Origin of the sequence: Paenibacillus pinihumi DSM 23905 = JCM 16419 (assembly GCF_000422505.1) — a bacterium.
Lineage (GTDB): Bacteria > Bacillota > Bacilli > Paenibacillales > Paenibacillaceae > Paenibacillus_D > Paenibacillus_D pinihumi.
Window position 1 is genome coordinate 223097 of the sequence record NZ_KE383865.1, and the last position, 25917, is coordinate 249013.

The window sequence follows — 25917 nt, forward strand, 5'->3', positions numbered from 1 at the left end:
AATGGCGAATTTTATCTGATACTATATAGGCATATCTTGATCTGGAGGCGTTCATATGAAGTACACAATTCAAGAGCGGGCACAAAAAAATGGGGAAGCCGTATCACTGGCCCTGTAAACTGCGAGTATTCCCCTGATTGATGAAGGGGCTAGTTTGAATTGAGAACTATTTTTGCAGGCGGGATTCCAAAACCGGTTATTTGGCTTGGATGCCTTGCATTTTTTAGTGTATTGAATGAAACGGTATTTAACGTATCTCTCCCGGATATTGCTGCTGCGTTCGGTATCCAGCCGTCAGTGGCAAATTGGGTCAATACGAGCTTTATTCTGACGTTTGCCATTGGAACGGCTGTATATGGCAAGCTGTCGGATGTGTACGGAGTCAAAAAGCTGCTGCTTATCGGGCTGCTATTGTACGGAGCCGGATCAGCGGCCGGAGCATTGCTGCACTTCTGGTATCCGGCAGTGATTATCGCGCGCCTGATTCAGGGAGCCGGGATAGCAGCGGTGCCCGCACTTATTATGGTTATCATTGCCAAGAGTATTGAGCCGGAGCATCAGGGCAAAGCCTTCGGCATTCTCGGATCAATGATTGCTTTCGGCGAAGGAATTGGTCCGGTTATTGGCGGAATCGTCACCGGCTATCTTCATTGGTTTTACCTGTTTCTCCTGCCGATGGTGACTCTGCTGACAATACCGTTTGTCATCCGTGTTCTGCCGGATGAGCAGGTGAAAAAGGGGAAGATGGATACGGCCGGAGCGTTATGGCTGACGCTTGGGGTTGCCGCGTTTACGATGTTCACAACAACACACCAGTGGGCTTTGCTCGTTGCCAGCATCCTGCTGCTTGCTGTGTTTATGGTGCATATCCGTCGTGTGGAGCAGCCGTTTATTGATCCTGGCCTGTTTCGAAGAATCCCGTTCATGGCGAATCTTCTTTCTGCAAGCCTGTTGCTTGGGACAACAGCCGGATATATCTCCATGGTTCCTTATATGATGAGGGATGTCTATGACATGGATGCAGGCATGATTGGGCTTGGGATTTTATTCCCCGGCACTGCGAGTGTCATCCTGTTCGGCATGGCCGGCGGGGTCTTGACGGATAAGCGTGGCACTGTATTCACGATGCTTGCAGGACTTGGCATGCTGGGGGCCGGCTTTGTCATTGCGGCACTGTTTGCTGATCGTCATCCATGGTTGATTTCCGTGGCGACGGTACTGATATTTGGCGGGTTGTCGTTTGTAAAGACGGTTATTTCGGCGAGTGCCGCGGCTTCACTCGGGGAGGAAGAAGCGGGGGAAGGAATGGGCATGCTGGGCTTTACCTGTTTCCTGGCGGAAGGAATAGGGGTAGCTGTTGTTGGCGGCCTGCTGGTCCAGCCGTGGCTTCGCGCTCAGCTGATTCCCGTTTTGACGCAGACATCTGCATTCCTGTACAGCAATCTGCTGCTGATTTTGCTGGCAGCCGTTGCTATGGGTGGTTTGGTCTATTTAATGGCTTTTAGATGGAAAGTGGCTGCCAAGGCAGAGTAAATGGATGCAATTAATTTAAGAAAAGCAGGAGCTACTGGCCATTGAAGGCCATTAGCTGCTGCTTCTTTTTGTTTATTTTACTCATGGGGTTATTTACCAGGGAATCTCGGCGTTCGTCTTAGTCCTGCTCCTTAAAAGCATCCTTAAATACGGATAGTGCCGCTGCCGCTTTCGGCCAGCCGGAGTAGAAGGCCAGGTGGGTAATGGCTTCTGCCAATTCATCTGTCGTTAAGCCATTCTCTCTTGCCAGCCGCAGATGGTAAGGAAGCTGCTCTGTGCTCCCTCCGGCGATTAACGCAGCCACAGTTACAAGACTGCGATCCCTGAGTGACAGCTCTTCACGTCTCCACAAGTCTCCGAATAATACCTTTTCCGAATAATGAACGAATTGTTCTGCGACATCTCCAAACAGTTCACGGGCAGAGGAAATATTTTTTTCCATATCAGACTTCTTCCTTCCTGACAGGCTGCCGCTGCTGCAGCATTTGTGCCACGCCATTTCCGAATGACCAGTCTTCAAATTCCGTACCCACCAGCACGATAAATACATCCTCTTGCCGAATGCCCAAATTAAGGTTCAACTGATCAGCCAATGTGGCGTAAAAGCTGGTCTTCTGTTCTGTGCTTCTTCCGGATTTTAGCGTAATTTGAATATACAATAATCCGTTACTGCGTTCGATATTCAAATAATTCGGGCTGTAAAAAAATTCGCTTGCCTTATGTGCATGGAAAACTTGAAAATAATCATCTTCCGGGACATTAAAATGCTGGACAAGTGCCTTCATGATGGTTTCGCTAATGATTGAAAGTTGCTTTGTATCGTAGTGGTTTTCCCTATAGCTGACACGTATGAAAGGCATGGACGTTCACTCCTTTAGTTTTGGATGACTTCATTTTACTTCGTTTATCTTAATTTATATAATTGATTTAATTCATAAACTTGTTCAATTTTATCGATGGAGGTTAGCCAGATGGACTTAAAAGAACTGATCGCCTTTCAAACCATTTTGCAGGAAGGGACCTTTTCTAAAGCAGCGGAGAAACTGAATTATGCTCAATCCACAGTTACGAATCAGATTAAACGGCTGGAAAAGGAGATGGGCGTTCAGCTTTTTCAACGGAACTGGGAGGCGGAACTAACGGAATCCGGGCGAATTATGGCTCAGGAGATTGACAAGCTGATTCAGCACTGGAATTATGTATCCCAGCAGGCGAAGCAATTACAGCGGGAGGAGATCGGCAGCATCCGGGTTGGCGGGCTGGAATCCATGATGGAAGCTGTATTCCCTGCGGTGCTAGGCAAGTTCCGGGAACTCAAGCCGGGAGTATCCGGCCATTTTGTTAGCGGCAACACCGATTTGCTCTCACAGTCCATTTTGGACCGGCAGTTGGATTTTGCGGTCTGTGGGGAACCTGAAGCAGCGTCTTCCTTTTATTTTGAAAGGCTGTATGATGAGCAGATCACCTTTGTTGTGACGGACCATCATCCGCTTGCTGGCAGAGAGGGTCTTGCTTTTGCAGATCTTCTGGAGTATCCGATTGTAAGAGGCGGGAGCACCTGTCTCTATTATTTGCGGCTGTCCAAGCAGCTTATGCGTTATTCACATGCGCCGCTTATGCATATCGTCAACCAAATCTCAGCTATTCCGGGATTCGTAAGGAACACAGACTTTGTAGGAGCGGTTCTTAATTCCACGAAGCTGAGCAGCGGCCTTGTGAGGATTAATGTTGATCTGGAGGAGGGCTTAATTCCGGTCGGCTTGCTGATGCTTCGGAAGCATGAGTATGTTTCCGGAACTAACAAGCTTTTCATGGATTTGGTTAGGGAGGAGATCCGGCCTTTATTTTAATGCATGGAAAATGTGGTCCATATCTTGGTGATGCGGACCACAAAGAACCCGGCTTTGCTTTAAGCCGAAAATTGAATTGGATTCATCATTAAAACCCCTGAAAGTACCTCAACTGAGTAAAATACCCCAGTAATTTAAACGAATTCGCACACTATGATTTGAGTATAAGCCGCTAGAAATTGCATATCCAGTATTCCTTTAATTTGCTAAAATGCTAAAGCTATGCTTGAACTATTAATTTAAAAACAGGAAATAAAGCATAGACAAAACGAACATTTGTTCCTATAATAGAAATATGTTCCTATTAGGAACTTATTTTATATAAAGTTTGATAAACGGAACTATTTATTGTTGTCATATACTATTCTTATTCAATTGCCGAAGCAGAGGCCTCTAACAAACACGTATGGCTTCATTAGACAAAAAGAAAAAGGGGATGAATATGAAGCAAAGGAAACAGAATCGTCAACATTATATTTTTAAAATTCACACGACCAGATTGAAAAATAATGATTGGAGCCTGAATCTGACGCCGGAGGAGGCGAGAAGTAACAATGAGGTTGTAGCTGTCTCGGATAGTCAGGCGATCAGCTTTGTCCGGGAATTGGCAGGTCATGTACTCACAGAAGACAAGCTGGAGGCAGTGGAGTTAAGAATCCGGACCATCAAACAGTTCAAGTCAGGCAAAGCGAGCAGGCAAGAGCTGGTCCGCCTCTTTCAGCGTCTTGATGAACTGTTATTCATTCAAGATTATTTATTTCTGGTTGTAGATTCCCATAAAGATTTCGATCGTGCAAATCAAGGCTTCTTGATCAATGGAAGGCAGTTCCATCGTTTATATGGTACGGCTAACGGAGTAAAGAAGGGAACAATCGTCTACGTCAGCGACCGGGTCTATGCGGGATTGAGCAAAAAAATCAATAATGGCCGAAACCTGTCAGTTCCGCTTGTGCCAGCCAAGCTGGAGGCTTACAAAGCGCTTGCCAGTAGCGCTAGTCAACCGGTAACAGAACCGGGCGGCATGATTGTGGCACAAGATTACGTACATACCATTTTGGCTGACATCGTACGTATTCGGGATGGTGACTTGAAGATACCTGTTTTGTCTGAGGAGATAGACTATGAAGTTTCCTTCAACATTAATGACGGATATGGCTTGATCTCTCCTGAGCTGAGTCGCAGGTGGGCGGATGATCTGGGCCTGACGTATTTGCCAGCAGGCTTTTGTATAAGAAACAGCTTTATGAAGGGAATGCTGTTCACTTTTGATTTTCACAAGTTTGCCCGGGAAATTGCCGGGTCGGATGAAATTACAGATGTGTGGGGAGACCGTCAATTCGTATTTGACGCACAATTGATTGTGACAGCTTCGATGCTCAAACTATGGGGCAGCTACACAAATATGGAGCACTATCTGGAATGCTGCCGCAAGAGCGGTTATACATTTCGGGTAACAAAGGCGACACCGGAGAAGCTGGAGAATTGCCGCAATTTGAATTATCAGTTCATTCAGTCGCTCCCTTTAACGGAGGAGGCACTGGACAGGCTTATTGAACCTACCGTGAATGACATCAAAGCTGTGCTCGGAGATGATTGGCGGAAAAGTCTGTTGTTCCTTAAAGGAACGCATCTGACAGATAAGCATGTAACAACATTGGAATATGATTTTGCCCAGGCTCTAATGGCTGCACCTGAGATGATCCGGGACCCGTTCGTGAGAGCCAAGATCCGGGAACGAATTGATAAGCGGATTCAGGATGCAAAGTTAGGCCAAGTAAAGGTGCAGGGGAATTACAGTATTATTGCAGGTGACCCGTATGCTTTATGCCAGAGTCTATTCGGGATAACCGTAACAGGATTGCTGAGGGCAGGGGAGTTTTACTCCGCATACTGGAACGAAAAGAAAGTAAAGAAGGCTGCCTGTTTCAGAGCGCCTATGACTTGCCACAACAACAACCGTATTCTGCGTTTCAAGAAAACTTCCGAAATGTTGAAATGGTATCGCTATATGGATACAGTCACAATCTTTAATAGCTGGGACACAACCACCCATGCTCTAAATGGGGCGGATATGGATGAATGCACAGCATGAGCAGCCAAGGCGGATAGCACTTCGCAGCTGCAAGCAGAAGCAAGTCCCCTGCAGCCGCAAGGCTGCAGTGACAACCCGGTGAACCTGCACAGGCAGGGTGTGTCTGCTGCTGGCCCTGAATGAACGTCATTCACAGTTGCCAATGCAGAACCAAGATGCTAACGGTGAACAGCTACAGCCAGTTGAAATGAGCTATCTAAATTCAGACGGCCATGCCAATACCGTGCCAAGCCGGAGCAGAAATGCGCCGGAAGGTGTAACGACTAGGATAGACCCCCTACGTTCAGCAAGCATGCTGAATAAGGAGATGAAATCCGTACATGGCAGGTGAAATTCCTGTTGTGGAAGTGCCGGGCAGCCCATGCGGCTGAAGAGATAGTCTAGTCCCTTTGGAAATACTGCGAAAGCAGGGGTAGATACGAGTGATCAGGTGCTGACTACTGATAATCAGTGGGTAATGGATGCCATCAAGGAGCTGCCGGCGATTATTTGCGATCAGAAAATTGTAGATAAAAAGCTGGTGGAAGAAGCAGATTTGATACAGTCCAACAAAGATAGCATGGGGGATGAAATTGGAGCGATTACGAACCGGGCAACATCCATGTACGATGTTCAAGCCGGATTTGTTACAGACAGCATGGAGTATATGGAGTTGGACAAGCGCATCAAGCTTTGCCAGCATTATCAGCAAAATGCGATTGATAAAGCCAAAGGCATTAAAAGTCTTCCGATGCCCAGGCACTGGTATCAGTACCGGGCAAGCAATGAGATGGATAAGGCAGCGCAACAGGAAGAGGATGTGTCCGGGTTGAATCTCAGGCTGCTTGCCAACAAGAAGCCGTATTTTATGATTTACCGGTATGCCGGATTAATGAAAGAATACAAAGCATTCATCAAGCAGGCTGAACAAAATGCCTTGAACCGGTTTGGAATGGAGATTAAAAAATTGATTTTAAAGGCGGAAAAGAGCGAGGAAGAAAAAAAGTTTTTGGCACAATATCAATGGCTGCTGCCCGTTACTGAAGGCCCCTCAATCATGAACCGCCTGTGCCGGAAAATTGAAGCTGCTCTGTCCTTTAAGCCGCGCCAAAAACGGGACTCAGGCTTTAATTACTCTATTCTGATGTCAGAGAACGGGTACGGGAAGAAGGCCTATAACCAGGTCGCAGATTTATATGAAGAGTACGTTCATGAGACCCAGACATATCGTCAATTGATTAAGCAAGGGCGGGCTGATGGAGACGCAGACAGCCAAGGCAGACAACGGCAATTGTTCAAGGAAAGGTTCCGTCAGATGGCTTATGCCTGTTGCAGTAATGAGGAGGAGCTATGCAATATTCTGGTGGAGCTATGCTACAAGAGCAGTCGCTCCAAACAATTTGCCTGGGATATTTCAGGTGAGCAGATGATACGCCATTTACTTCGCCATAGTGGGGGAATACTCCATTACCCGGAGCTGGATGAGTACGGAGAAATTGAATTTGGCGGAGAACGATTTACATTACGAACGACAAGAATGGAAAGTCAGGGGGAAATCTGATGAAAACCGTCTTAAATGAGCGTCATTTACTCAAAAGAGCTATAGAAGAGGGCTATGTTAGCACAAAGCCGACCGATACAATCCGGGTATTAATCAAACACCACATGCGAAATCAACTGGACAAGACACAGGTGAGGCAGGAAGTGGATCGATTTATGGCCTCTCATTTTAAATTCTACCATCCGTTAAAATGGGATGGTGTAATTCATAGAATGATAAACAGTTACGGCAAATCAGGTGATTTGAAGCTTCATGCAGTGGAACAGGCCGGAGTAACTGAGGGTGAATTGGATGCAATCCGAAGCCTGGACCATGTGGAAAGGGAAAAGTTTGCATTTTCCCTGTTGGTGCATTGCAAAATAGCCAATCAGCTTCGTGATGCCAACGCTAATTGGATTGAAGCGGATAAGGATGTTTATGATGATAGTCTGCTAGTGCTTCCTGCTAAGGAAAAACGGTTGCTTATTCATCATCTTGCAGGCTGCGGAATGCTGCGTCTGCCCTCCGGAATTTCCAGCCGGAAGGTTCAACTGAATTACGTGGATCATCAGGGAGAGCCCATAATTGTCCTCCGGGAATTTACGGACTTTGTCTATCATTATTTAAAATGGCGAGGGGACAACCGCATTATAGAATGTGTACGCTGCACCCGTCTGCTGCAACGAACGAGTAACCGGAGCAAATACTGCCGACCATGCGCCCACGAGGTTCAGAGGGAGCAAAAAACGCATTGGAAGAGATCAAAATGGTATGACGGAGAAAATTAGAAAAACCGCTGAAAGCCTTGATTTATAAGGGTAAAATCAGCATAGCATAAAAAACGCTATTGTGAAGGGGAGCAGATGTCAAATGTAATGCAGACAAATCCATCTCAAGCAGAAGGGAGGGCAGAGACGGACATGATTGACGTGTAACTTCAAGAGAATTACAGGCAATGCCAGGATGCAGAGGAAGGAAGTATGAAGGTATTTCTCAGGTGAAACGGCGGTGTGAAACATGGATAAAGATGATATAACTTTTAAGCTCAAATTGAATCTTCCAATCGAAATCGACGGTGTCAGAAAGTTCGCCGTTCCGGTACTGAGGACGGTTGTGGAGTGGGGAGAAGCCCGTTACAACGAAGCGATATCCGCTCTCCTGTTTGATAAGAGCCAGCATGAGGCTTTTATTCCATTCCATGAGGACAATTATGCGGTAATGTGTCTGTTGTTTGAATCGGATCAGCGCTACAGGCGTGCATTAGATGATGCGTTCCTGCTCTTGTTCAAAAGCAGTCTCCAGCTTCAGCGAAGGGAAGAGGGAGCGAGCTTTTATATCGAAGTTGAACAGGAAAAGCGGCTGATTAGCAGGGAGCAGATGGAGAGCATCAGGCAGGTTGTCCGCATTGCCCATTTTATCGAGGAGAAAAAACTGGAATACAAGCCTGCCAATAATGCAGCACAGAAGATGATTGAGCTGATTAACCGGAATAAGAGGGACAGGCCCTCCCGGAAGACGGCGACGAATCTGCAAAGCATTGTCTCCGGCATTGCGTGGAAGTCCGGCAGTATCAATTTATTAAACATAACCGATCTTACCATCTATCAGATTTATGACGGATATTACCGGCTGCATACGATCGACGATTGCAATCACACCTTTACCGGAATTTATTCCGGAGCTATTGACAGTAAAAAAATCAAGCTGTCTGAAATCAATTGGGCAGCCATACCTAATTAACAGGAGGAATTTTATTATGACAACTACTAACCAATGGGCAATTCGTGAGGTAGCCATTGCCCACTTTTTCGATATTGCAACAGGAGGACTGAAAGTCAAGCTGGATAGCCTCAAGCAGAGCGGACTGGAAAATACTTCGGATATTGTCTACTCCCAAGGCGGACGCGGCAATACAAAAATTGTAGGCTTCTCAGGCAACAAGGCTGCCCGCTTTACTTTGCAGGATGCTGTATTTACAAATGATATGGTGGCCATGCTGACCGGAAATGAACTTGTAACAGCTGCTGCCCCGGTAATTAAGGAGGAGGTGCTGACGGTTCAGGGCGGAACAGTTACTCTGAGCTGCACGCCGCGCAATCCGGGCAAGCTCCTGAGTGTCAATGCGCTTGGCAATAACAAGGCCAAAGGCAAGGTTATCCAACATGCTGCTGCAACCCCGGCTCTTGACCAGTACACAGTCTCCGGCAAAAAGGTGACCTTCGGCGAGAATACGTTTGCTGATGGCGACAAGGTGCAAATTTATATGGAGACGCTGACAGCTCCGGATGCGAAGAAAATTACCTCCTCGACGGACAAATTTGCCGGAACGTACAAGCTGGTACTGGATTGCCTCGTCCGAGATGTGTATACAGAAAAGGATTTTGCTGCCCAAATCGTCGTTCATAAGGCGAAGATTGAGGACAACTGGAATTTGACCATGTCTCCTGACGGCGATCCATCCGTACTGGACATTCCGATGGAAGCTCTGCGTTCCTCCGATTCTACCGAACTGTACACCATGACGATTTACGATGAGACGACTATCGTTTAATTCGTTGTAAGCCGGCAATCGCTTCACCGGATTGAGTTGACATGGGGAGGAAGCGCCAATTCAAATTACGCTGTGCGCTTCTTCCTCTCTGATATAACTTCACGCACTTTTCATAAAAGGAGAGAAGACAAGATGAAGCTGTACAATTACGAGCTGGCTGACTTTATAGAATTTCTGTTTCATTTAAAGCTGATTGACAAGGACAGCCGGATGCGTTCCCGTCTGATCAAGCTGCTTACCGAATATGTAAGACGGCTCCAATCTGAATACAATGAACTGCTGGAGCATTATGCGGAGAAGGATGAGCAAGGAAAGCTTGTCTACGAGGAGCGGGAGGAAGGAGCCCGGGTCAGTATCAGACAGCCGGAGGCTTTTCAAAAGGCCAATCAGCAATTGCTGGAAGAGGAAGTCGTTATTGACCAGACAGATGAGCGGAAGGAAATGCTTCTTATCGTGAAGGAGGCTGTATTGAACTGTGGCATCGTCTTTGAGGGCGTAGAAGCAGCCAGGTACAGCAGATGGTGTGAAATCATCGAGGAGATTCATTATAAGGAGGAGATGAGTGTATGAGTGAAAAACGGCTGACGCTAACTGCCCTTAACAAAGAACATCAGGCTCAATTCAAGGATCAGGAAAAGGTTATCCTAAGCAATGGCAGCTATATCGTGATTCAAAAGCGGTTTGAGAAGACTAAAATTGCCGAGCTGCTGGTCCAATACGTCGAAATTATTGATCAGGCCAAAAAATCAGGAATGGAACTGAAGCATATGCTTACGATGGGCGAGGTTGTATTTCATATGCTGATCTTAAAAAATTTTACCAATCTGGCTTCTATTCCGGATGATCCGCAGAAGATGACGATTATTTTCAAGCAGCTGGCCGATCTGGATATACTGGAAGAGATTTTTAATCATTTCAGCAAGGATGAGCTGCGAAAAATAGAAAAACAAATTCACAGGTCAGCAGCATTGGTTCGTAAAGAGTCTTCCGGCTAAAGGGATGGCTCTTTATTTTTTAAAAACCTGTAAGGCTGCTTTGCCGGTTTTTAAAAAATAAGCAGGCATACGAGGCCTGTAAGAAGGAGGAATAGCCTTTGGCTGCTAATCTTAATCTCTTAATCGGGGCTGAGCTGGATAAAAATAAAAGCTTAAAGCAAATCAATACGATGCTGGAGGAACTGTCCAAGAACAGTGCGCTGAACAACCTGAGACTTGAGTTGAATATTGGGCAGGCGCAAATTTTCTCTATCATCGAGGGACAGACCAAATCTCTTGTTTCTGCACTGGCAAACCTGGGCGGTCAATTTTCATTTATTGCTTCAGCCATTTACACATTGGATCAATCAATGTCCGGGGTTGCAAACCGAATTACCACAATTACAGGCACCTTACATGGCATGACACAGGAAATTGCAAGGGCTGCTGCAGAGTGGGAAAGGCTGGTAACCCAGCCTGATGCTTCAGGGATGGGAGGAGCGGATAAGTCTGCTGTAGATAAAGCCGGGGATTCATCTTCTGACTCGGCTGAGAAATGGAATGAAAGAATGAATGATATATTTAATGATGTTGAGAATAATTCTGCTGTTATAGACGGATTGATAAACTCTTTGTCATCCCTAGGTTTAAGTTTTTCAGCACTGAACTGGTTAAGTACTATATATACGGGAACTACACTATCTGCAAAAGTAGCAGTAGTTGCTCTGCAAAGCGTTATGACGCTAGGGTTAACTGCTGCTATTTCTGGTATTATTGCCGGAATGACCTACTTGATTGGCAGCTATGGAGAAGCAAAGAGACAACAGAAGGAATATTTTGAAACACTAGCGAAGGAAATTGAGCAGGATAATGAAAAAATAAAAAAGCTGGAGGAACTCAAGCAGAAATATAATGAGCTTGGAATCTCCCAGGAAAGCCAGCGATCTGTTTTGGAATCCATGGCGAAGCTCGTGCCTGAGGTTATCAGCCATTACGACAAACATGGCAATGCAGTTTATAAATCAAAGTTAGAAATTGATAAACTTATTGAAAGCCAGAAAGAGCTTAATAGTTTAAAGCAGGAAACGCAGATTAACGGTCAAGCAATTCAACTGAAGGATTCAGCCTCTGAGATGGACCGGGCACGAAAGACTATAAGAAAGCAGAGTGCTTCATATAACTATTCTCAGGCAGAGGTTGAAGCACTGGAATTCGCAAACCAGTTTATTAATGAAAACAAACTGGCTCAACTTGACCAGTTTTCAGCTGAATATAAGAGCAAAATTGAAACATTAAATAAAGAAATTAAAGAAATATTTACACGTCACGATTCTTACGCTGCTGACCATTTTTTAGGCGGAAAACTTTTGGAGTTTAACGGGAATTTAGATGTTGCAGCAGAAACCGCCAGAACAAAACTTGGTTTATTGGAAATGGTCTTTCAGACAGAAAAAGGAAAGCTTGACCAAGGTATCAAAGATTTTGCTAACAGCTTTCAGTTAATCAACGGGAATTTCTTGCAGGAAGCAGGGAGTGAGGATGCGAATTTGGCCATGCTTCTGGACAGATTTGCCCAAGCCTTTGCAAAATCTAAGGACATCACCAAGAAAAATTACCTGGAGACTTTAGGGGAGTTTCGTTCTTATTCAAAGTCTATTGTGCAAACCTTTCAGGAAAATAAAATTGATCTTGGAGAATTAGTTGAAACGGGGAATTTGGATCAATTATTTGAAGTTCTGAAAAAAAGCAAATTACCCGCAGAGGCGGCTTCATTAGTTATGAGGAGCTATAAAGACAGCCTTGCTGGAGCAAGTAAAGAGACAGAGAGAATGAAGGAGGCTCAAGAAGAATTAAAAGCGTCCGGAAATTCAATGATTGCTAAAGTTGCTTCGGATTTGAAGCAATTGGACAGCGTTATTCAGCAAGTAGCGCAGGGCCAAACTTTAAGTTCCGCTACCGTATTGGAATTAACCCAACTGTATCCAGATGAGCTAAACGATAAAATCATTCAAACAGCAAATGGTATGTCCTTACAAGAGAGCGCTCTAATTAAACTAAGAAAAGCTATTATTGATCATGCAAGAGAGCAGTTAAAGAATCAAACCCTATCGACTACGGCAACTTACAATAATGTTCTGGCCAGATTAAAAATGTATGGAATTGAAATCCAAGCTCTGGATAAAGTAGAGGATCGTAATAAGGCAATAGCTGAATTGGAAAAAAAGAAGCTTCCACTACCTACTAGCCCATTCTCGTCCGGAGATCAAAAAACAGGCCCATTTGGTCTATTCATGCCTTTTGTTATTGATAAAGTTAAAGAATATAATGCTCAAATCCAAGATACACAGGATCAAGTAAAAGACACAGGGAAAATTGTAGATGATTTCTTTTCCATGATAAATAACTTTGAAAAAAGTTATAGCCAGTATGGCGGGGGCTCTAAAAGCTCTTCTTCCTCCTCCTCTAAAGTCAGCGAGCCCGAATACAAGCCAAGCTTAAACCTGTCCAGGGCAGAAGAGGAAATCAAAGCGTACAACCGTCTCCTGGAGGACAATCAGCGGCGGATCGATGATGCAATTGCCAAGGGCAAGCCTTACAGCAGCCTGCTGAAAAACCGGATTCAAATCTATCGTGATCTGTCAACAGCAATGACCAAGCTGCAGAGTACACAGCTAAAGGAGCAGAATGATTTGAAGGTCAAGCTGAACAAGCTTGGACTCGTCGATGATAGCGGGCAAATCCGGGATAATCTGTCTGACCGGTTGTTGAAATTAAGCAAAGGCAAAGCGGGTGACCGTCTGAATCTGTCCATGGATCAGATCGAAAAGATGGTAACGGATTTTGTAGGGCTGAAGGACAAGGTAAACCAGACCAAGCAAGAGCTTAGTCAGCTTACAGAGGATATTGTACAGGCTATCGGAACTAATCTTCGCCAAATTCAGGCTGCGGGGTCAGGCAAGCGTGATGCAATCGGGCGGAGAATTTCTCTGATGGGTGAAATCAATACGCAGGAGGAACTTCAGGCACTTAACGGGTATACAGAGCGAATTATCAGCTCGCTTAAGGAAGACCAAAAAAAAGTATGGAATGAAATTGTGAAGCTGAAAGGGATTATGAAAGACCCGAAGGCCACTCCTGAAATGAAAAGTGCGGCAGAAAAAGGATTGTCCGATTATCTAAATGAGGCGAACAAGCTGAATCTGGAGATGGTCCAGAAAAACGAGGAGCTTGGCAAAAGCCAGGCAGAGAGTATTGTATTCGGCTTTAACAAACGTATCGAAGATTTGGAATTCGAGCGTTCTTTGCTGGGAGATACAGAAGAGGACAAGAAAAAGGCAGAGGAGTTAAATGAACAGATCAAGCAAACGACTCTGGATGCCCGTACCCGGTTAAATGCGCAAATTGTGGAATTACAGCGAAAACTGAATACGGATCTGGATGCGGCTGAGCGGCTTCGTGCGCAAACGAAGCTGGAGGTATTGCAGAAGTCGGACAGGCAATACCAGCTTAGTCTTAGCAATATGGCCAAGGAAGAGGAGCGGCGCAGACAGGATCAAATCAAGGCAAGAGAGTCTCAGGCGGATGCCATAATCGCGAATTACAAGAAGATGCTGGAGAAGGAGCAAAAGCTCCGTCAGGACGCTATAGCCAAAGAAAAAGAAGAGGAAAACGAGCGCCATAGCAAGAGAATGGAGCATCTCGATGAAGAGATGCGGAAATTCGAGGAGAACATGCAGGCCCAGATGAAGGCTCTTGACCGCCAAAGCAGTGAAGAGGATTACAAGGATGCGCTGGGCAAGCTGGATAAAGAGCGTCAAGCAATTGAAGATAAACTGAATGTGCTGGCATTGGACGATTCCTTTGAGAGCAAAGCGAAGCAAAAGGAGCTCCAGGAGCAGCTTGAGCAAAAACGGGAAGAAATTAATAAGTATGAGCGTGATCATGAGCGCAGTGAACGCAAGCAGGAAATGCAGGACCGGCTTGAGGAACGGAAGAGAACGATTGATCAAGAGAAAAGGCTGGAAACAGATACCCATAAGGAAACGTTGAACAATATCGATCTCCGGCAACAAGAATATGCGCGTCACTATGAAGAGTTGCTGACGAATGAGAAATTGTTCTATACGATGAAGCAAAATCTGTTGAGCGAAGATAGCGCGACGGTTCTCTCGCAAATCGGTGAAATTCAGAGTGCTTACACTAATTTCTTTAAAACAATTGCCGAGAATTCAAAGGATTACGGGAAACAGATCGCGGCCAATTTGAAATATGCTTTTGGGCAGGATGAGAATGCGCTGAAGGATTATAAGGCTCCCTTTGAAGAGCGGAACAATGTGGTGCTCAATGACTGGAAGAAATATTTGGCTAACAAAAAGGAATACGAGGCACAGGGCACAACAGTTGCCAGACGATTGGAGCTTAAAAGGGAAAATACGGATCTCCGGGACAGAAACAAGTTCAAGGACGGCAGCTTTGAAGAGCTTAGCAAATCCTCGGGTCCTTTGTTTACAGCAGATACGGGCGGGGTAACCCCAAGCTTTGCAGGAAGCAAGTTCCTCCTTGCCCATGAGAAAGAGATGGTACTCAACAAGCTGGATACGAGCAATCTGCTTCAGACCATCCAGATTAGCCGGGATTTGGCAAGCCCGCTTCGCAAAGCAGCCGTGAACCTGCTGCCTGCTGCACAGTCTGCGGCCAACTCTGCCAAATCTGCACTGGGAACCGTCATTGAGAAGCTCTACATTGAAGTATCCGGCAAATTCTCGCAGCCAACCGGCGAGGATGTCGGGACAAGCATTATCAATTCTTTGCGGAGAAAGGGAATTACATTTGCTTAACCTGCCAACAGCAGAGTTTCAATCTTAGAAGGAGGTGACTTATGACAATTAGAGAAGCCGACTACTTCAAGTTTGCCGGAGTCGAAAGCACTCGCTTCGGCATTCGCAATGTCAACGTTACAAGCGGTATGCAGGAAGAACCTTTTGGCTCAAGCAGAAGCATTTCTGAAATTTCGGTGCGCGGACGCAGCAAGCCTTTTTTCCAGCATGTCAAGCGCGAGCCGTTAAGATTCCAAGTCTCTTTCGCCTTTGAGGATGCCTGGGACAAGCAAAAAATACGCGAAGTATGCAGGTGGCTAACCGAACAGGAATACTATCAGCCGTTAATTTTTACAAGTGATAATGAGCGAATTTTCTATGCCATGGTCGTCGATGATCCGGTGCTGGTGCATAATTGCCTTAGCCAGGGCTATGTGAATTTGAACTTTCGCTGTAATGATGCCTATGCTTATTCGCCCGCGGCGGTTAAAACCTATAAGTGGCGGGAAAAGTCGCGGCAAATCAACCGTACAAGCTTTCAACAGGGTGAAAGGCAGCACACGATTTTGAACAGCAGCGGTCAGATTACGCTCTCGCCACTGGCGGTAAAGTGGAACGATTATCCTTCGGATATGAAGTGGGAGCAGTTGAAATAGGGAAGGAGAATGGAGAAATGGCAAAAATAACGGAGAAGCTGAAGCTGATTCAGCCGGAGTTAACGGACAGCATTCAAAGTACCATCGATTCAATCGCGCAAAATATGAGGAAGCTGGATGATCAAGCAGATGAAGTATTTCCTGGCATTCCGACTAATGGAATCTGGAAGCAGCGCACCCGAATTTGGAATAGCGCACCTGCAATTGGTGCTCCGGTAGGGTGGGTGAATGTCCGTGAAGGGCAAATGGCACCTTCCTGGAATAAGCTCACCCTCTATAATACCGGACAAAAGATATTAACCAAAGAAAACAACGGCCGTGTGTACACGTGTATTCAGTCCGGTTATAGCGGGCTTCAGGAGCCGGTATTCCCGCTGACAGCCGGATCAGAGGTCGAGGATACACGGGGGAAAACAGCCTGGTCCCCGATTGCGGCACGAACGGTGAATGAAATTGTGCTGCCGGGCGTAGCCAACGGTTTTTTCTATGTGTCGGTCATCAGCGGGCGGACAGGAAGCACTGAGCCAGTCTGGACGGTCGTTAACGGAAGCTCTGTCAATGACGGAGAAGTTGTCTGGCTGGCCTACAAAATTGCCAAGTGGAAGGAAGCAGGGGAGTCGGCTAACTTCCGGCCCTTCGGCATAATCGGGTGATGCGATGATTACCTGGGCAGATATGGCGAAGATGAAGGGATGGTATCTATCGGATGCCATCCCTATTGTAATGCAAGGGGATGGAGCGCTGAACTCTCTTTCCTGGGAAGCGGATGTGCCGGAGGGGACTTCGATAGAAGTCCAGACCAGCGTATCCTTTGACGGGGGCTATGATTGGACCCCATGGACAGCATGTGTAAGCGGCGGGAGTATTCCGGCCCTAACTCCGGAGACCTATCTGGGCAATGCGCATCTGAGATTCCGGGTATTCCTGAATACCGCCCAAATTGGCATTGTGCCTGTGTTCAAGCGTTTATGGATGGAATTCATCCCTGTTCTGGTCTTCAATAATGAAGGAGATACCTTTTGCAAGCCGGAGCTCTGGATTACGAAGACAGGCCAAGGAGCATTCACAATTACGAATACATCATACGGCAATCGGGTGTTTGCATTTGACAAGCTGGCAGATAAAGAAACGGTATATATCAGCAATGAGCGTCAGTATATCGAGTCTGATCTGGCGATATCGCTCCGCTATGAAAACTTTAATGACAATTATTTGGAGCTTCCGGCAGGCGTAAATATTTTAAGGCTTGAAGGAGACGCGGATTTGAAAATTCGTTACGAATTCAAATTGCTCCAGTAAAGGAGGTGAATGATGTGCTTGGAGAAATTCAGTATGACAAACGGCCTGTTGTGCCACAGCTCTTTTTGGCCAGGCCGGACAAAAGCATTATAAGCAAGCTAAGTGAAGCTTATGCGCTCCAATTATCGGTCAAGCTTCTGGCGGTCAATGAAATGAGCTTTCGCTTGCCCTATGAGCTGGAGATCAACCACCAGCTTGTCCGCAATCATAATATCGGACTACTGAGAGAGCATTACTATATTCAGGTGAAATGGGGGGCGATGACCCAGTGGTACCGGATTGCTTCTCTTCGCCGTGTAATGGAAGAAGGAGAAGATCACATGGAGGTCAGCGCATATTCGCTGGAGTATGAGCTGACAGACAAACTGGTCCGAGGGTATAATGTGGAATCCTACCATGCCAGACAAGTATTGAATGATCTGTTATCCAATACAATCTGGCAAATTGAATATATCGATGCGGATTTTGAGCTGACCTACCGGGCTTTCGAGTTTAGCCAGAATACGGTGCTCGATGCAATCTATAAGGTGGCTGAAACCTATAATGCAATTGTTGAGTTTGATACGAATAACCGCACATTAAGAATGATGAAGCCGGAGCTGCATGGAACGTATAAGGGGCTTAATTTCACCTATGAGCAGTACTTGAAGACACTCGACCGCTCCTCTAATTCGGATGAGCTGATTACACGGCTCATTCCCGAAGGCAAGGACGGGCTTGGCATTCATCGGGTAAATCCAAGCGGCCAAGCTTATATCGAAAATTACAGCTTCTTTATGTATCCGTTCGAACGTGACGAACAGCGCCGTGTTGTCCAGTCCAGCCATTATATGTCGGATAGCCTGTGTCATGCATTATTGGCTTATGAAGCCAAGCTGGAAGCCAATCAGGATCAATTCCGCGTGCTCACAGAGGAGCGAAGCAGCCGCAACTCCCGTATTGCGGCACTTCAGTCGCAGCTCTCCGAACTGAAGAAGCAGGAGAAAGTCATAACGGACACGATGATTTCCCAGCAGTTTAACGAGGAAATGTTTTTTGAGAAATACATGTATCAGGGCAGTTCAGTTACGAATGTGTTTCCGCTTAAGACAGTACTTCCCTATGTCATTCTCTGCAAAGTCAGCAAGCCTGCCGGAATAACAATTTCCATTAATGGCTCACCGAAGGCCGTTGCCGAAAATCGTTGGGTTATGCTGGGTAAAACGGCCCGTGCAGAATCGGCCTATGTTCAGGTGAACGGTCCGGCATCAGGGGCAGAAATCTTTATTCAGGTTGCCAGTCTGTCAAAGGAAGAGTTCGATACGATTGCCAATGACGAAGCGCTTATTGAACGCTACAATCTGGACAGGAAGCAAAAGCAAATTGCTGACAAGCAGCATGAAATTGATGAAGAAAAGGTGCAGCTGGACACGCTGCTCCAACAGATTGCAGAATTGCAAAAGGAACTAAAAGCGGAAAACAATTTCACCCCGCAGCAGCTGCAAGAGCTGAATCCCTATGTGAAGACAAAGGAGTTTAAAGATGACCGGTATATTGACGAGCAGGATTTGCTTGAGGCCGCGCAAGAGAAATTCAAGGAGCTTCAGAAGCCGCAAACTTCAATCCGAATGGATGTTGTTGATTTTCTTGACATCGTAGAGGAGCAAGGCAATTGGAACAAGCTTGTGCTTGGGGATCAGGTGTTGGTGAAGTACGCCAAATTGGGTATCCGGGTTACGGCAAAAATGATTGAGTTCAGCTACGATTATGAGGCGGCATCGATCAGTATCGTGATTGCGAATGTAAAAGAAATTAATGACGATGCCCGCAAGCTGGAGAGCTATATCGGCAGCAGCAAAAATACTTCTATTACCGTGGATTTGAATAAGCACCGTTGGGGCAAGGCCGTATACGATGCTAGTGAAATGAGCCGCTTGTTCGATTCATTCTGGGATAAGGTAACGGATCAAATTAATATGGCGGTGAACGAGACCGTAACACTTGACCAGAAGGGAATCACTATTACGGACTCGAATAATCCCGCAAGGTTCCTGCGCCTGACACATGGCGCAATCGGGTTGACACGTTCAGGCGGGTTGCGCTATGAAACAGCGTTGACTGCTGACGGCCTTATTGCCGAGGTTGTACTCGGCAAGCTGATTCTCGGTTCGAGGGTGACGATCGGGGATGATGACGGCATCTGGATGACAGAGGGCCCGCGTACAACTATAACGGACCGCTGCGGAAGAGAAGCTATGAAGCTTGGGCTGTATACGGCAGAACCGGACCGCTACGGAATGGTGGTCAACCGCTATGAGCCGGAGCCTGCATGCAGTGATAGGCTGATGAACAAAATCATTGTTGATTCTGAAGCCGGATTTGTGATTCAACAGCGCTCGGGGCAGCGCTTTGAAGATGTGGCATGGCTGGATACGGCAGGATTGCTCAACGTCCGGAAGCTTCAAATTCAGGCGATGGACGGAATTCTATCTAATGGAATTGAGATTGATAGTGTGAGTGGCATCGTCATTACCCGCTCAGATGGCAGGGTGCGCGGAAAGTTTAACGCGATGGATGGACTTGTCTTCGAGCGCCATGAGGGCAATAAGTGGGTGAAGAAGTTTTTCTTTGAGCCTGGCGGACGCTTTTATGCAGAGGACTTGTTTGCCAAACGGCTGACGATTTCCAATGATGCGGACGATGTATTGATCGATGCGCGGGATGACTATTTGAATATCGGGCGCTTTGAGACCATTATAACGGATGGCAAGCTGACCGCAATTGAGAAGCTGGTACTGCTTCAGGAATGGGAGACCATTCAGACGGAATATTTGAAGCTGCTGCCGCAGGCGAACCAATACCGGACCTCGCAACGGGATAACGGGCAGACTGTGCTTATCGATATTCCTCCATTCACAACAGCATATAACGAACTGGAGGCTTATGTCCGCCCGCTGCTTGCAGATATGACGGTTACGACTGAGATTGACCGTGCCGAGTTCAAGAGTAAATTTCAAACCTATTACGATCAGGTCCGGCGGATTTTGAACGAGATTACGAACGCGCTCAAGTGGAGCAGTGTACAGCTCGGGCAAAATTATAATAAAGTCGTCATCGATGCGAAGGATGGGATTACCGTTACCCGTACAGATCAAATTGTAAAGCTGACAATGAATGCTTCATCCGGAATACGGATTGACCGCCGGGGGGAACCTGTACTTTTCGCAGATGAGTATGGTACTTTGCATGCATTGGATTTGGTTGCGAAGCGTCTGAAGATTACAGCTGCTCCTTTTGACGGCGGGACGAAGGATGATCTGCTGATTGATGCGGAAAACCGGATGATTGACTTCTCCAAGTTCACCCTGATTGCCGGGAAGCTGAATGCAGACAATATCGCATCTTCAATTGTAACGGCAGAGGATGGTTTTATTAGCAATCTGATCAGCAATAAGGTCAAAACTGTCGGCAGGCAGGCGGAGACCGCATGGTCCAATTACATTCATATTCAAGACAATAAGGCGATGTGGATTACCGGACAAGCCAAAGCCGGGACAGGCACGCAGCGCAAGAATGCGCTGGATGAACCTTTTTACTGGCGTGATGCGCAGCGCAGCGGCCTGACAACAGAAGTTACACCATACCCTGTCATGCAGTATGAGATGAATGAGAAAGTAAAAATGCTGCTGCAATTTGAAGGAGAAGGGTCTGCTGCTTATCCGCAGATTGTGCTTGGCGAAGGTGACGGAAATGAGGATTCAGATGGCGTATTCCGGAAGGGAAAGGCATTCCTTGAAAAGCCGCCGGGAAGCTTCGACATGGTGTACTATAACCAGGGATATGGTCGTAAACGCAGCATCCGGCTTCAAGATGAAGGGATGCATTTCTTGTCTGAAAATAACTTGATCAGCATGGAGGCCAAAGACTACATCTGCACCGTAGACGAGGCTGGCAGTCTGGTCATGAAGCATGAGAAGGGCTCATCCATTACGATGACCAAAGATGGGGATATCCAGATTACGGCTGCCCGGGATATCGTCATTAAGGCTGCACGCAATGTCAAGCTGAACGGGGCAAGATTGGATCTAAACACGGCAGGATAAGTGGGCCAGATTGATAGGAGGAGATGCCGATGCCGGGTGCTGCATTTGACGGCAGTAAAACAAAAGATTCTACCGCGACTGATATTACGTATCAGATCTGGAATCCGTGGAAATATCCATATCCCTGCGGAACGCCTGAATTCCCTGCTACTTGCTACAATGGCGGTTATGACAACTATAACGGAACTTCCATTGTACGAGGAACTATACAAGCTTCTGCAACCAGCGTATACATTAATGGCAAGGCAGCTGCACTGATGAATGACAGAGTGCGGGAAGAAGAGACGCCGCAGGGATTGCCCGGAGGTGCTGTCAATATACGCAATGCTGACGGGGGCTTTGGACAAGTTACATCAGGAAACAATGTGCAGGTGTATTGTGAAGGCAAGCTGCTTGCAGTCATAGGCAGTACAGCCAGAACCCATGCCAACGGGAGTACAAATATTGCCGACGGCAGTACAAATGTTATTATTGGCTAGACTGCAAACGAACAGTGAAAGGAGGTGAAAGAAATGGCAAGTTTACAGACACATCTGGAATACAATGATCCCCTCATTATGCTGCACAGGAGTGGAAAGCCGGGGGATGAGCTGAAGCCAAGAAGTGACTCACTCCCGATTATTAATCATATGATTACGCTGCTGGAGACGCCATCCGAGTTCCATAAGGTCCAGATTAGCAATATGACGGAAATTACAATGGAGCTGTTTCATCAAAAACGCTCGCTGGAGCCAAATGAATTTGTCGTGAATTATACGAATGGAATCATCACTTTTCATCCTTCACTGGAGGGTCATAGCAAAATATGCTCCTATATGGGGCGAGGGCTAATCATGTACCCTGCCAGTAAAATTTACGCTATGGCAAGCCGCAATCCGGATGTGGTGGTCACTTTACAAGATTACATTGTTGAAATTCAAAATAAGCTCAACGATGCTCATCTGGCGATGGAACGTGTGGAAGCCGTCATTAGTGAGGCGAGGATGGCGCTGGATAAAACGTATACCGCGACAGATAACGCCAACCGTTCTGCAGATGCTGCAGATCAGGCAAGTGCCGCTGCATGGGATGCCTACAAAACAACACGTCTTGTCTTCATGCCTCCTGCTGCAGATGAAACACAGATGAAAACCATGTATCCTTTACCCGAAGTGGGCTGGACCGTACAGACATACACGGACGGCAAACGTTACCGCTATGACGGGCGTAAATGGGAACTGATCGATATCTTCGGATCGGGCATGCTCCCGGTTAACGAGCACAAGGATGGCCTGATGAGTGTGGCAGAGCATCTCAAGCTTAAATCCATACCGCTCGAAGTAAAGGAGAAAGTAATGGTGTTTTGTATGCCTTATGTGTATCAGGGGCCACAGGAGACGATGATCATGTTCCCGTTTCATGGGGAGATTGTCTCTATTGATGCGATCTGCGGCATGGCTGGAGAGACAGACACCGAGATTTATATTGAGAAAACCAGAAATCTCAAAACGTGGACCAGTATTATGAAGGAACGGGTGCGCTTCAGGCCGCAGGAGCAGTTTGACGACAGAACCTCTGAACTGCTTCACAGCAGTGTGGAAAAAGGGGATATTTTCAGAGTCCATATCGCCCGTCAGGGGATGGGCATTCAAAATATAACCTTGGAGATGAAAATCAGGATTTGATTTTTAAGTTTTATAACCGACGAATCATTCTTAGTTAAGCAGCTTTTAACTGCAATTTTAAAACCAAAACGAAAATGAAAAGAGGAATAATTATGAATGTACCCGTTATTACATGGATGGACAGCAACAATGCAAATGAGATAACAACCCCATTCAACTTTGGCGTTATCGATGCAGGAGATCCAAGCCCTATTTATACGTTTAATATCTGGAACAATAAGGGCGGCAAAACAGAACTTCCAAAAATGGAGGATTGTACGATTACCACAGTGGATATGGATGGCGGTTCCGGTGAGGCTCCCGGCAAAGAAGTGCAACTGGTGTCAGGTAACTGGTTCCGCGCACAGGTCGATTCGCTTGGGGAAACGGATCTCGGGCAGGAAACGAGTAAAATCGGGAAGGACTTCTCCAAGCCAATTGGAACGAAAGGGAAGACAACAAAAGACGACACAGGTGCGAGCTATCCAACTCCGCTCTCTCCGGCTGCGAAAGAAATTTTGGGTGTTCGAAATAACGGTTTGAAGGATGATGCTGCAGGTAATTATGTAACCGTAAGTCTGCGCGCATTCGTACCATTGGATGCAAGAAGCGGCCAGCAGGCATTTAAGCTGCGGGTTTCTTATCGTTATGTGTAAGGGAGCAAAGTGGTGAAGAGCATCCGCTACGCGGAAAACTTCATCTTCCGATTCCTCTTGTCCCCAAATTTAATTGAACATCATTCATAAGGTGAAAATTCGGGGACAAATGGAAACGCTGACGCTTCTACAGATGAAGATTTCCACTCCGCTCTTTGTTTCACCACTTTTTGAAATGGGCAGGGTGGCAGTCAGTTACTGAACGCACTGACTGCAAATTATCAGGATTTTAGTGCGAAGCAGCTAGCACAGGCCTTATCTGACCAAAGATGGAGTCCAGTGTGTCTGGCACATTAATAGAAATATTAGAAACGGCGGCTGTCATTCTCTTGAGGGAATTGAACAGCCGTTTTCTTTTTTTGAACCGTATGGAAAGAAACAGTATAGGAGGAACCTATATGATACTTGGGAATTACCAGTATACACGCACACCTGTCGCTCAGCATTTTATGTGGGTGGCGGATTATTATGATCATACCAGTCTCACTGAATTTGATTTGAATACCCAGCACCCGAACAACTTTTATACCATCGATCGCAACAAGCTTGTCCGCTTTGGACTTATCGGCAGCGGATCGCAAATATTTTTCGATATCGCGGATGGCATTTTTGAATTAAACCGCCATCGTATTTCGGTGACATATTCGCCAAATAGCAAGGAAGAATATCCGCTGACAGGCAGAAATTTGGTCTATCAGGACATTATTGCATACAAAGACGCTGTCGCAGATGCCAATTTGCTTAAACAGGAAGCGGGGGGCATGTTTAACCAGCAGATTACGGCTTTTAACGTGGGATATAAGAAGCAATTAGAGTTCGAGGGTATCTGTATTCATTATCAAAATATATTGACAGTCCCTGCGAATGCTCCGGCATTTATGCAAATTAAGCTGACCTCGGAGCAGGCATTGGAGGGCAAACTGAATATTCGTGTGAATGGAAGACTCGCTGCCTGTATGGATGCGCCTTTACAGGCTAACGTTACGGGATCGGTGAATTGGCAAATTACAAGCTAAGGAGGAGAGTGCGAGATGGAAGGATTATATAGGGACCCTTATAACAGAGTATGGGGAGGGAAATCAATCAATGGAACATTGGAAATTACAATTGGCAACAATGAGCTGGTTATTGAGACGGGGAGCAAACAATATAAAATAACAGTGCCGGTGAGAAACTACCATACTGAATTTACAACGAATCAGTCCGGATTAATTAATGAAATGAAACAGCAAAGCCTAGTGAAGTCATTGCCTGTTGAGGTCATGCTTGGCGGCATTCACCAGAATGCGAAGTTTAACGTGGTTGTACTGCGCATGACCAATAGTGAGGGGATTACGGGACTGTCCGGCAGTTTTTATGAACAATGGATGCGTCCGGAATAGGGGGTTAGGATATGGCGCTTGATCGCATTCAAGAGATCGAGATACCGCTTGATCTGAGTCAGGGAACCTTTTACAACACAGAATATAGGGATGGTTTCCTTCAGTTAAAGCGGGTCCGGATAAGTGACAATGAGAATGAAGTCTTTTACCCGTTTGGGTATTGGGAGTCCGACGATTCATTCATGAAGGACAAGGTTTCCGCGTTTAAGCGGCTTGCTTCCGATCGTGTGATCGTGAAGAACGGGACCTATCGCATTCTGACAGCGTCTTCGCCTGACCGGAGCAATTGGACTCCCTGGAACGAGATTAATGGGGAATCCGGGGAGATTATAAGCCCTGTGAACCAGTTTGCAAAGGTTCGGATTGAGATTACTTCTTCTCATCATTTGGAAGTCATTACTACTGACGACTTTAGTGTGCAGGGGAAATACAATCATCCTTTTGTGAATTCAGACGAAGGTGTGTTGGAGTTAAAGAAGAAGCATCATCTCGAGATGATCAAAAATGAGCAATGGAATGAACCAGGGGTAGTATTTAAGAGGAAAATTCAGAAAAATGTATACAAGAAAATTAATAAGCTGGCTTTGCTACCCGATGTTGCAGCTTATCATTTTATTAAGTATGGAGATCAGTATATTTCTTATAGAGATGGGATTAAGAATGTGTTGTCTGAGCCGGGAAAGCGTGAGTTTGAGAGTAGTGGGATGCTGGATTTAAACATACTTAAAAGAGAGAAAAAGAAAATAAGAAGAACTATGACTCTTGACGAACAGGGTAGTGATGGGAGAATTTATCGTAAACATCTGAGTTTAAGAAAGGAGTTTCAAATAATAGAGATAAAAATAACTTAAAGGAGATAAACG

Annotated in this window: 22 protein-coding genes; 20 read left to right on the plus strand and 2 right to left on the minus strand. The window is 46.1% G+C overall.

What is annotated here, in order from left to right:
* The first annotated feature begins 159 nt into the window (after positions 1–159).
* Entirely contained in the window at positions 160–1533 is a 1374-nt protein-coding gene (locus H583_RS0121040) for an MFS transporter (RefSeq protein ID WP_051236776.1), read from the plus strand.
* A 118-nt stretch (positions 1534–1651) separates the two neighbouring features.
* On the opposite strand, the gene H583_RS0121045 is transcribed toward H583_RS0121040, so the two are convergent.
* Together H583_RS0121045 and H583_RS0121050 are read right to left on the minus strand one after the other, a co-directional pair.
* Positions 1652–1975 (minus strand): carboxymuconolactone decarboxylase family protein, encoded by a 324-nt coding sequence (locus tag H583_RS0121045; RefSeq protein ID WP_028562213.1) that lies wholly within the window; start codon positions 1973–1975, stop codon positions 1652–1654.
* A 1-nt stretch (position 1976) separates the two neighbouring features.
* Positions 1977–2393 (minus strand): tautomerase family protein, encoded by a 417-nt coding sequence (locus H583_RS0121050; RefSeq protein WP_028562214.1) that lies wholly within the window; start codon positions 2391–2393, stop codon positions 1977–1979.
* 111 nt (positions 2394–2504) lie between these two features.
* Here H583_RS0121050 and H583_RS0121055 point away from each other — a divergent pair, with 111 nt between their 5' ends.
* The 19 genes from H583_RS0121055 to H583_RS33720 all read left to right on the plus strand — a co-directional run bounded on the left by H583_RS0121055 (position 2505) and on the right by H583_RS33720 (position 25905).
* A complete protein-coding gene (locus tag H583_RS0121055; RefSeq protein ID WP_028562215.1) occupies positions 2505–3383 on the plus strand; it encodes a LysR family transcriptional regulator in 879 nt (292 codons plus the stop codon).
* Between the two features lie 442 nt (positions 3384–3825).
* The gene (locus H583_RS0121060) at positions 3826–5475 is read left to right on the plus strand and encodes an RNA dependent RNA polymerase (protein ID WP_028562216.1); all 1650 of its coding nucleotides are present in this window, start codon (positions 3826–3828) and stop codon (positions 5473–5475) included.
* 430 nt (positions 5476–5905) lie between these two features.
* Positions 5906–7015: a hypothetical protein gene (locus tag H583_RS0121065; RefSeq protein ID WP_154665944.1), complete on the plus strand. Its 1110-nt coding sequence runs from the start codon at positions 5906–5908 to the stop codon at positions 7013–7015.
* The gene (locus tag H583_RS0121070) at positions 7015–7782 is read left to right on the plus strand and encodes a hypothetical protein (protein WP_028562218.1); all 768 of its coding nucleotides are present in this window, start codon (positions 7015–7017) and stop codon (positions 7780–7782) included. Before H583_RS0121065 ends, H583_RS0121070 begins: the two co-directional genes overlap by 1 nt.
* A gap of 229 nt (positions 7783–8011) precedes the next feature.
* Positions 8012–8734: a hypothetical protein gene (locus H583_RS0121075; protein WP_028562219.1), complete on the plus strand. Its 723-nt coding sequence runs from the start codon at positions 8012–8014 to the stop codon at positions 8732–8734.
* 16 nt (positions 8735–8750) lie between these two features.
* A complete protein-coding gene (locus H583_RS0121080) occupies positions 8751–9545 on the plus strand; it encodes a hypothetical protein (RefSeq protein WP_028562220.1) in 795 nt (264 codons plus the stop codon).
* A 132-nt stretch (positions 9546–9677) separates the two neighbouring features.
* Complete coding sequence (locus H583_RS35500; RefSeq protein WP_051236779.1) at positions 9678–10115, plus strand: hypothetical protein; 438 nt, start codon at positions 9678–9680, stop codon at positions 10113–10115.
* Positions 10112–10540, plus strand: a complete 429-nt coding sequence (locus tag H583_RS0121090; RefSeq protein ID WP_028562221.1) for a hypothetical protein — start codon at positions 10112–10114, stop codon at positions 10538–10540. Before H583_RS35500 ends, H583_RS0121090 begins: the two co-directional genes overlap by 4 nt.
* A gap of 98 nt (positions 10541–10638) precedes the next feature.
* Positions 10639–15357, plus strand: a complete 4719-nt coding sequence (locus H583_RS0121095; protein ID WP_028562222.1) for a hypothetical protein — start codon at positions 10639–10641, stop codon at positions 15355–15357.
* Between the two features lie 41 nt (positions 15358–15398).
* Positions 15399–15992 carry a distal tail protein Dit gene (locus H583_RS0121100; protein ID WP_036710436.1) on the plus strand — a complete coding sequence of 198 codons (594 nt, stop codon included), beginning with the start codon at positions 15399–15401 and terminating at the stop codon, positions 15990–15992.
* A 17-nt stretch (positions 15993–16009) separates the two neighbouring features.
* On the plus strand, positions 16010–16645 hold the full coding sequence (locus H583_RS0121105) for a hypothetical protein (protein ID WP_028562224.1): 636 nt from the start codon (positions 16010–16012) through the stop codon (positions 16643–16645).
* A 4-nt stretch (positions 16646–16649) separates the two neighbouring features.
* Complete coding sequence (locus H583_RS0121110) at positions 16650–17291, plus strand: phage tail domain-containing protein (protein ID WP_028562225.1); 642 nt, start codon at positions 16650–16652, stop codon at positions 17289–17291.
* Positions 17292–17305: 14 nt separating this feature from the next.
* On the plus strand, positions 17306–21373 hold the full coding sequence (locus H583_RS35505) for a phage tail spike protein (protein WP_051236781.1): 4068 nt from the start codon (positions 17306–17308) through the stop codon (positions 21371–21373).
* Positions 21374–21402: 29 nt separating this feature from the next.
* Positions 21403–21852 carry a hypothetical protein gene (locus H583_RS0121120; protein WP_028562226.1) on the plus strand — a complete coding sequence of 150 codons (450 nt, stop codon included), beginning with the start codon at positions 21403–21405 and terminating at the stop codon, positions 21850–21852.
* A gap of 33 nt (positions 21853–21885) precedes the next feature.
* The gene (locus tag H583_RS0121125) at positions 21886–23037 is read left to right on the plus strand and encodes a hypothetical protein (protein ID WP_028562227.1); all 1152 of its coding nucleotides are present in this window, start codon (positions 21886–21888) and stop codon (positions 23035–23037) included.
* Positions 23038–23129: 92 nt separating this feature from the next.
* On the plus strand, positions 23130–23672 hold the full coding sequence (locus H583_RS0121130) for a hypothetical protein (RefSeq protein WP_028562228.1): 543 nt from the start codon (positions 23130–23132) through the stop codon (positions 23670–23672).
* A 398-nt stretch (positions 23673–24070) separates the two neighbouring features.
* Complete coding sequence (locus H583_RS0121135; RefSeq protein WP_028562229.1) at positions 24071–24688, plus strand: hypothetical protein; 618 nt, start codon at positions 24071–24073, stop codon at positions 24686–24688.
* Positions 24689–24703: 15 nt separating this feature from the next.
* Positions 24704–25054 (plus strand): hypothetical protein, encoded by a 351-nt coding sequence (locus tag H583_RS0121140; RefSeq protein WP_028562230.1) that lies wholly within the window; start codon positions 24704–24706, stop codon positions 25052–25054.
* An 11-nt stretch (positions 25055–25065) separates the two neighbouring features.
* On the plus strand, positions 25066–25905 hold the full coding sequence (locus H583_RS33720) for a hypothetical protein (protein ID WP_051236783.1): 840 nt from the start codon (positions 25066–25068) through the stop codon (positions 25903–25905).
* Positions 25906–25917 lie beyond the last annotated feature (12 nt).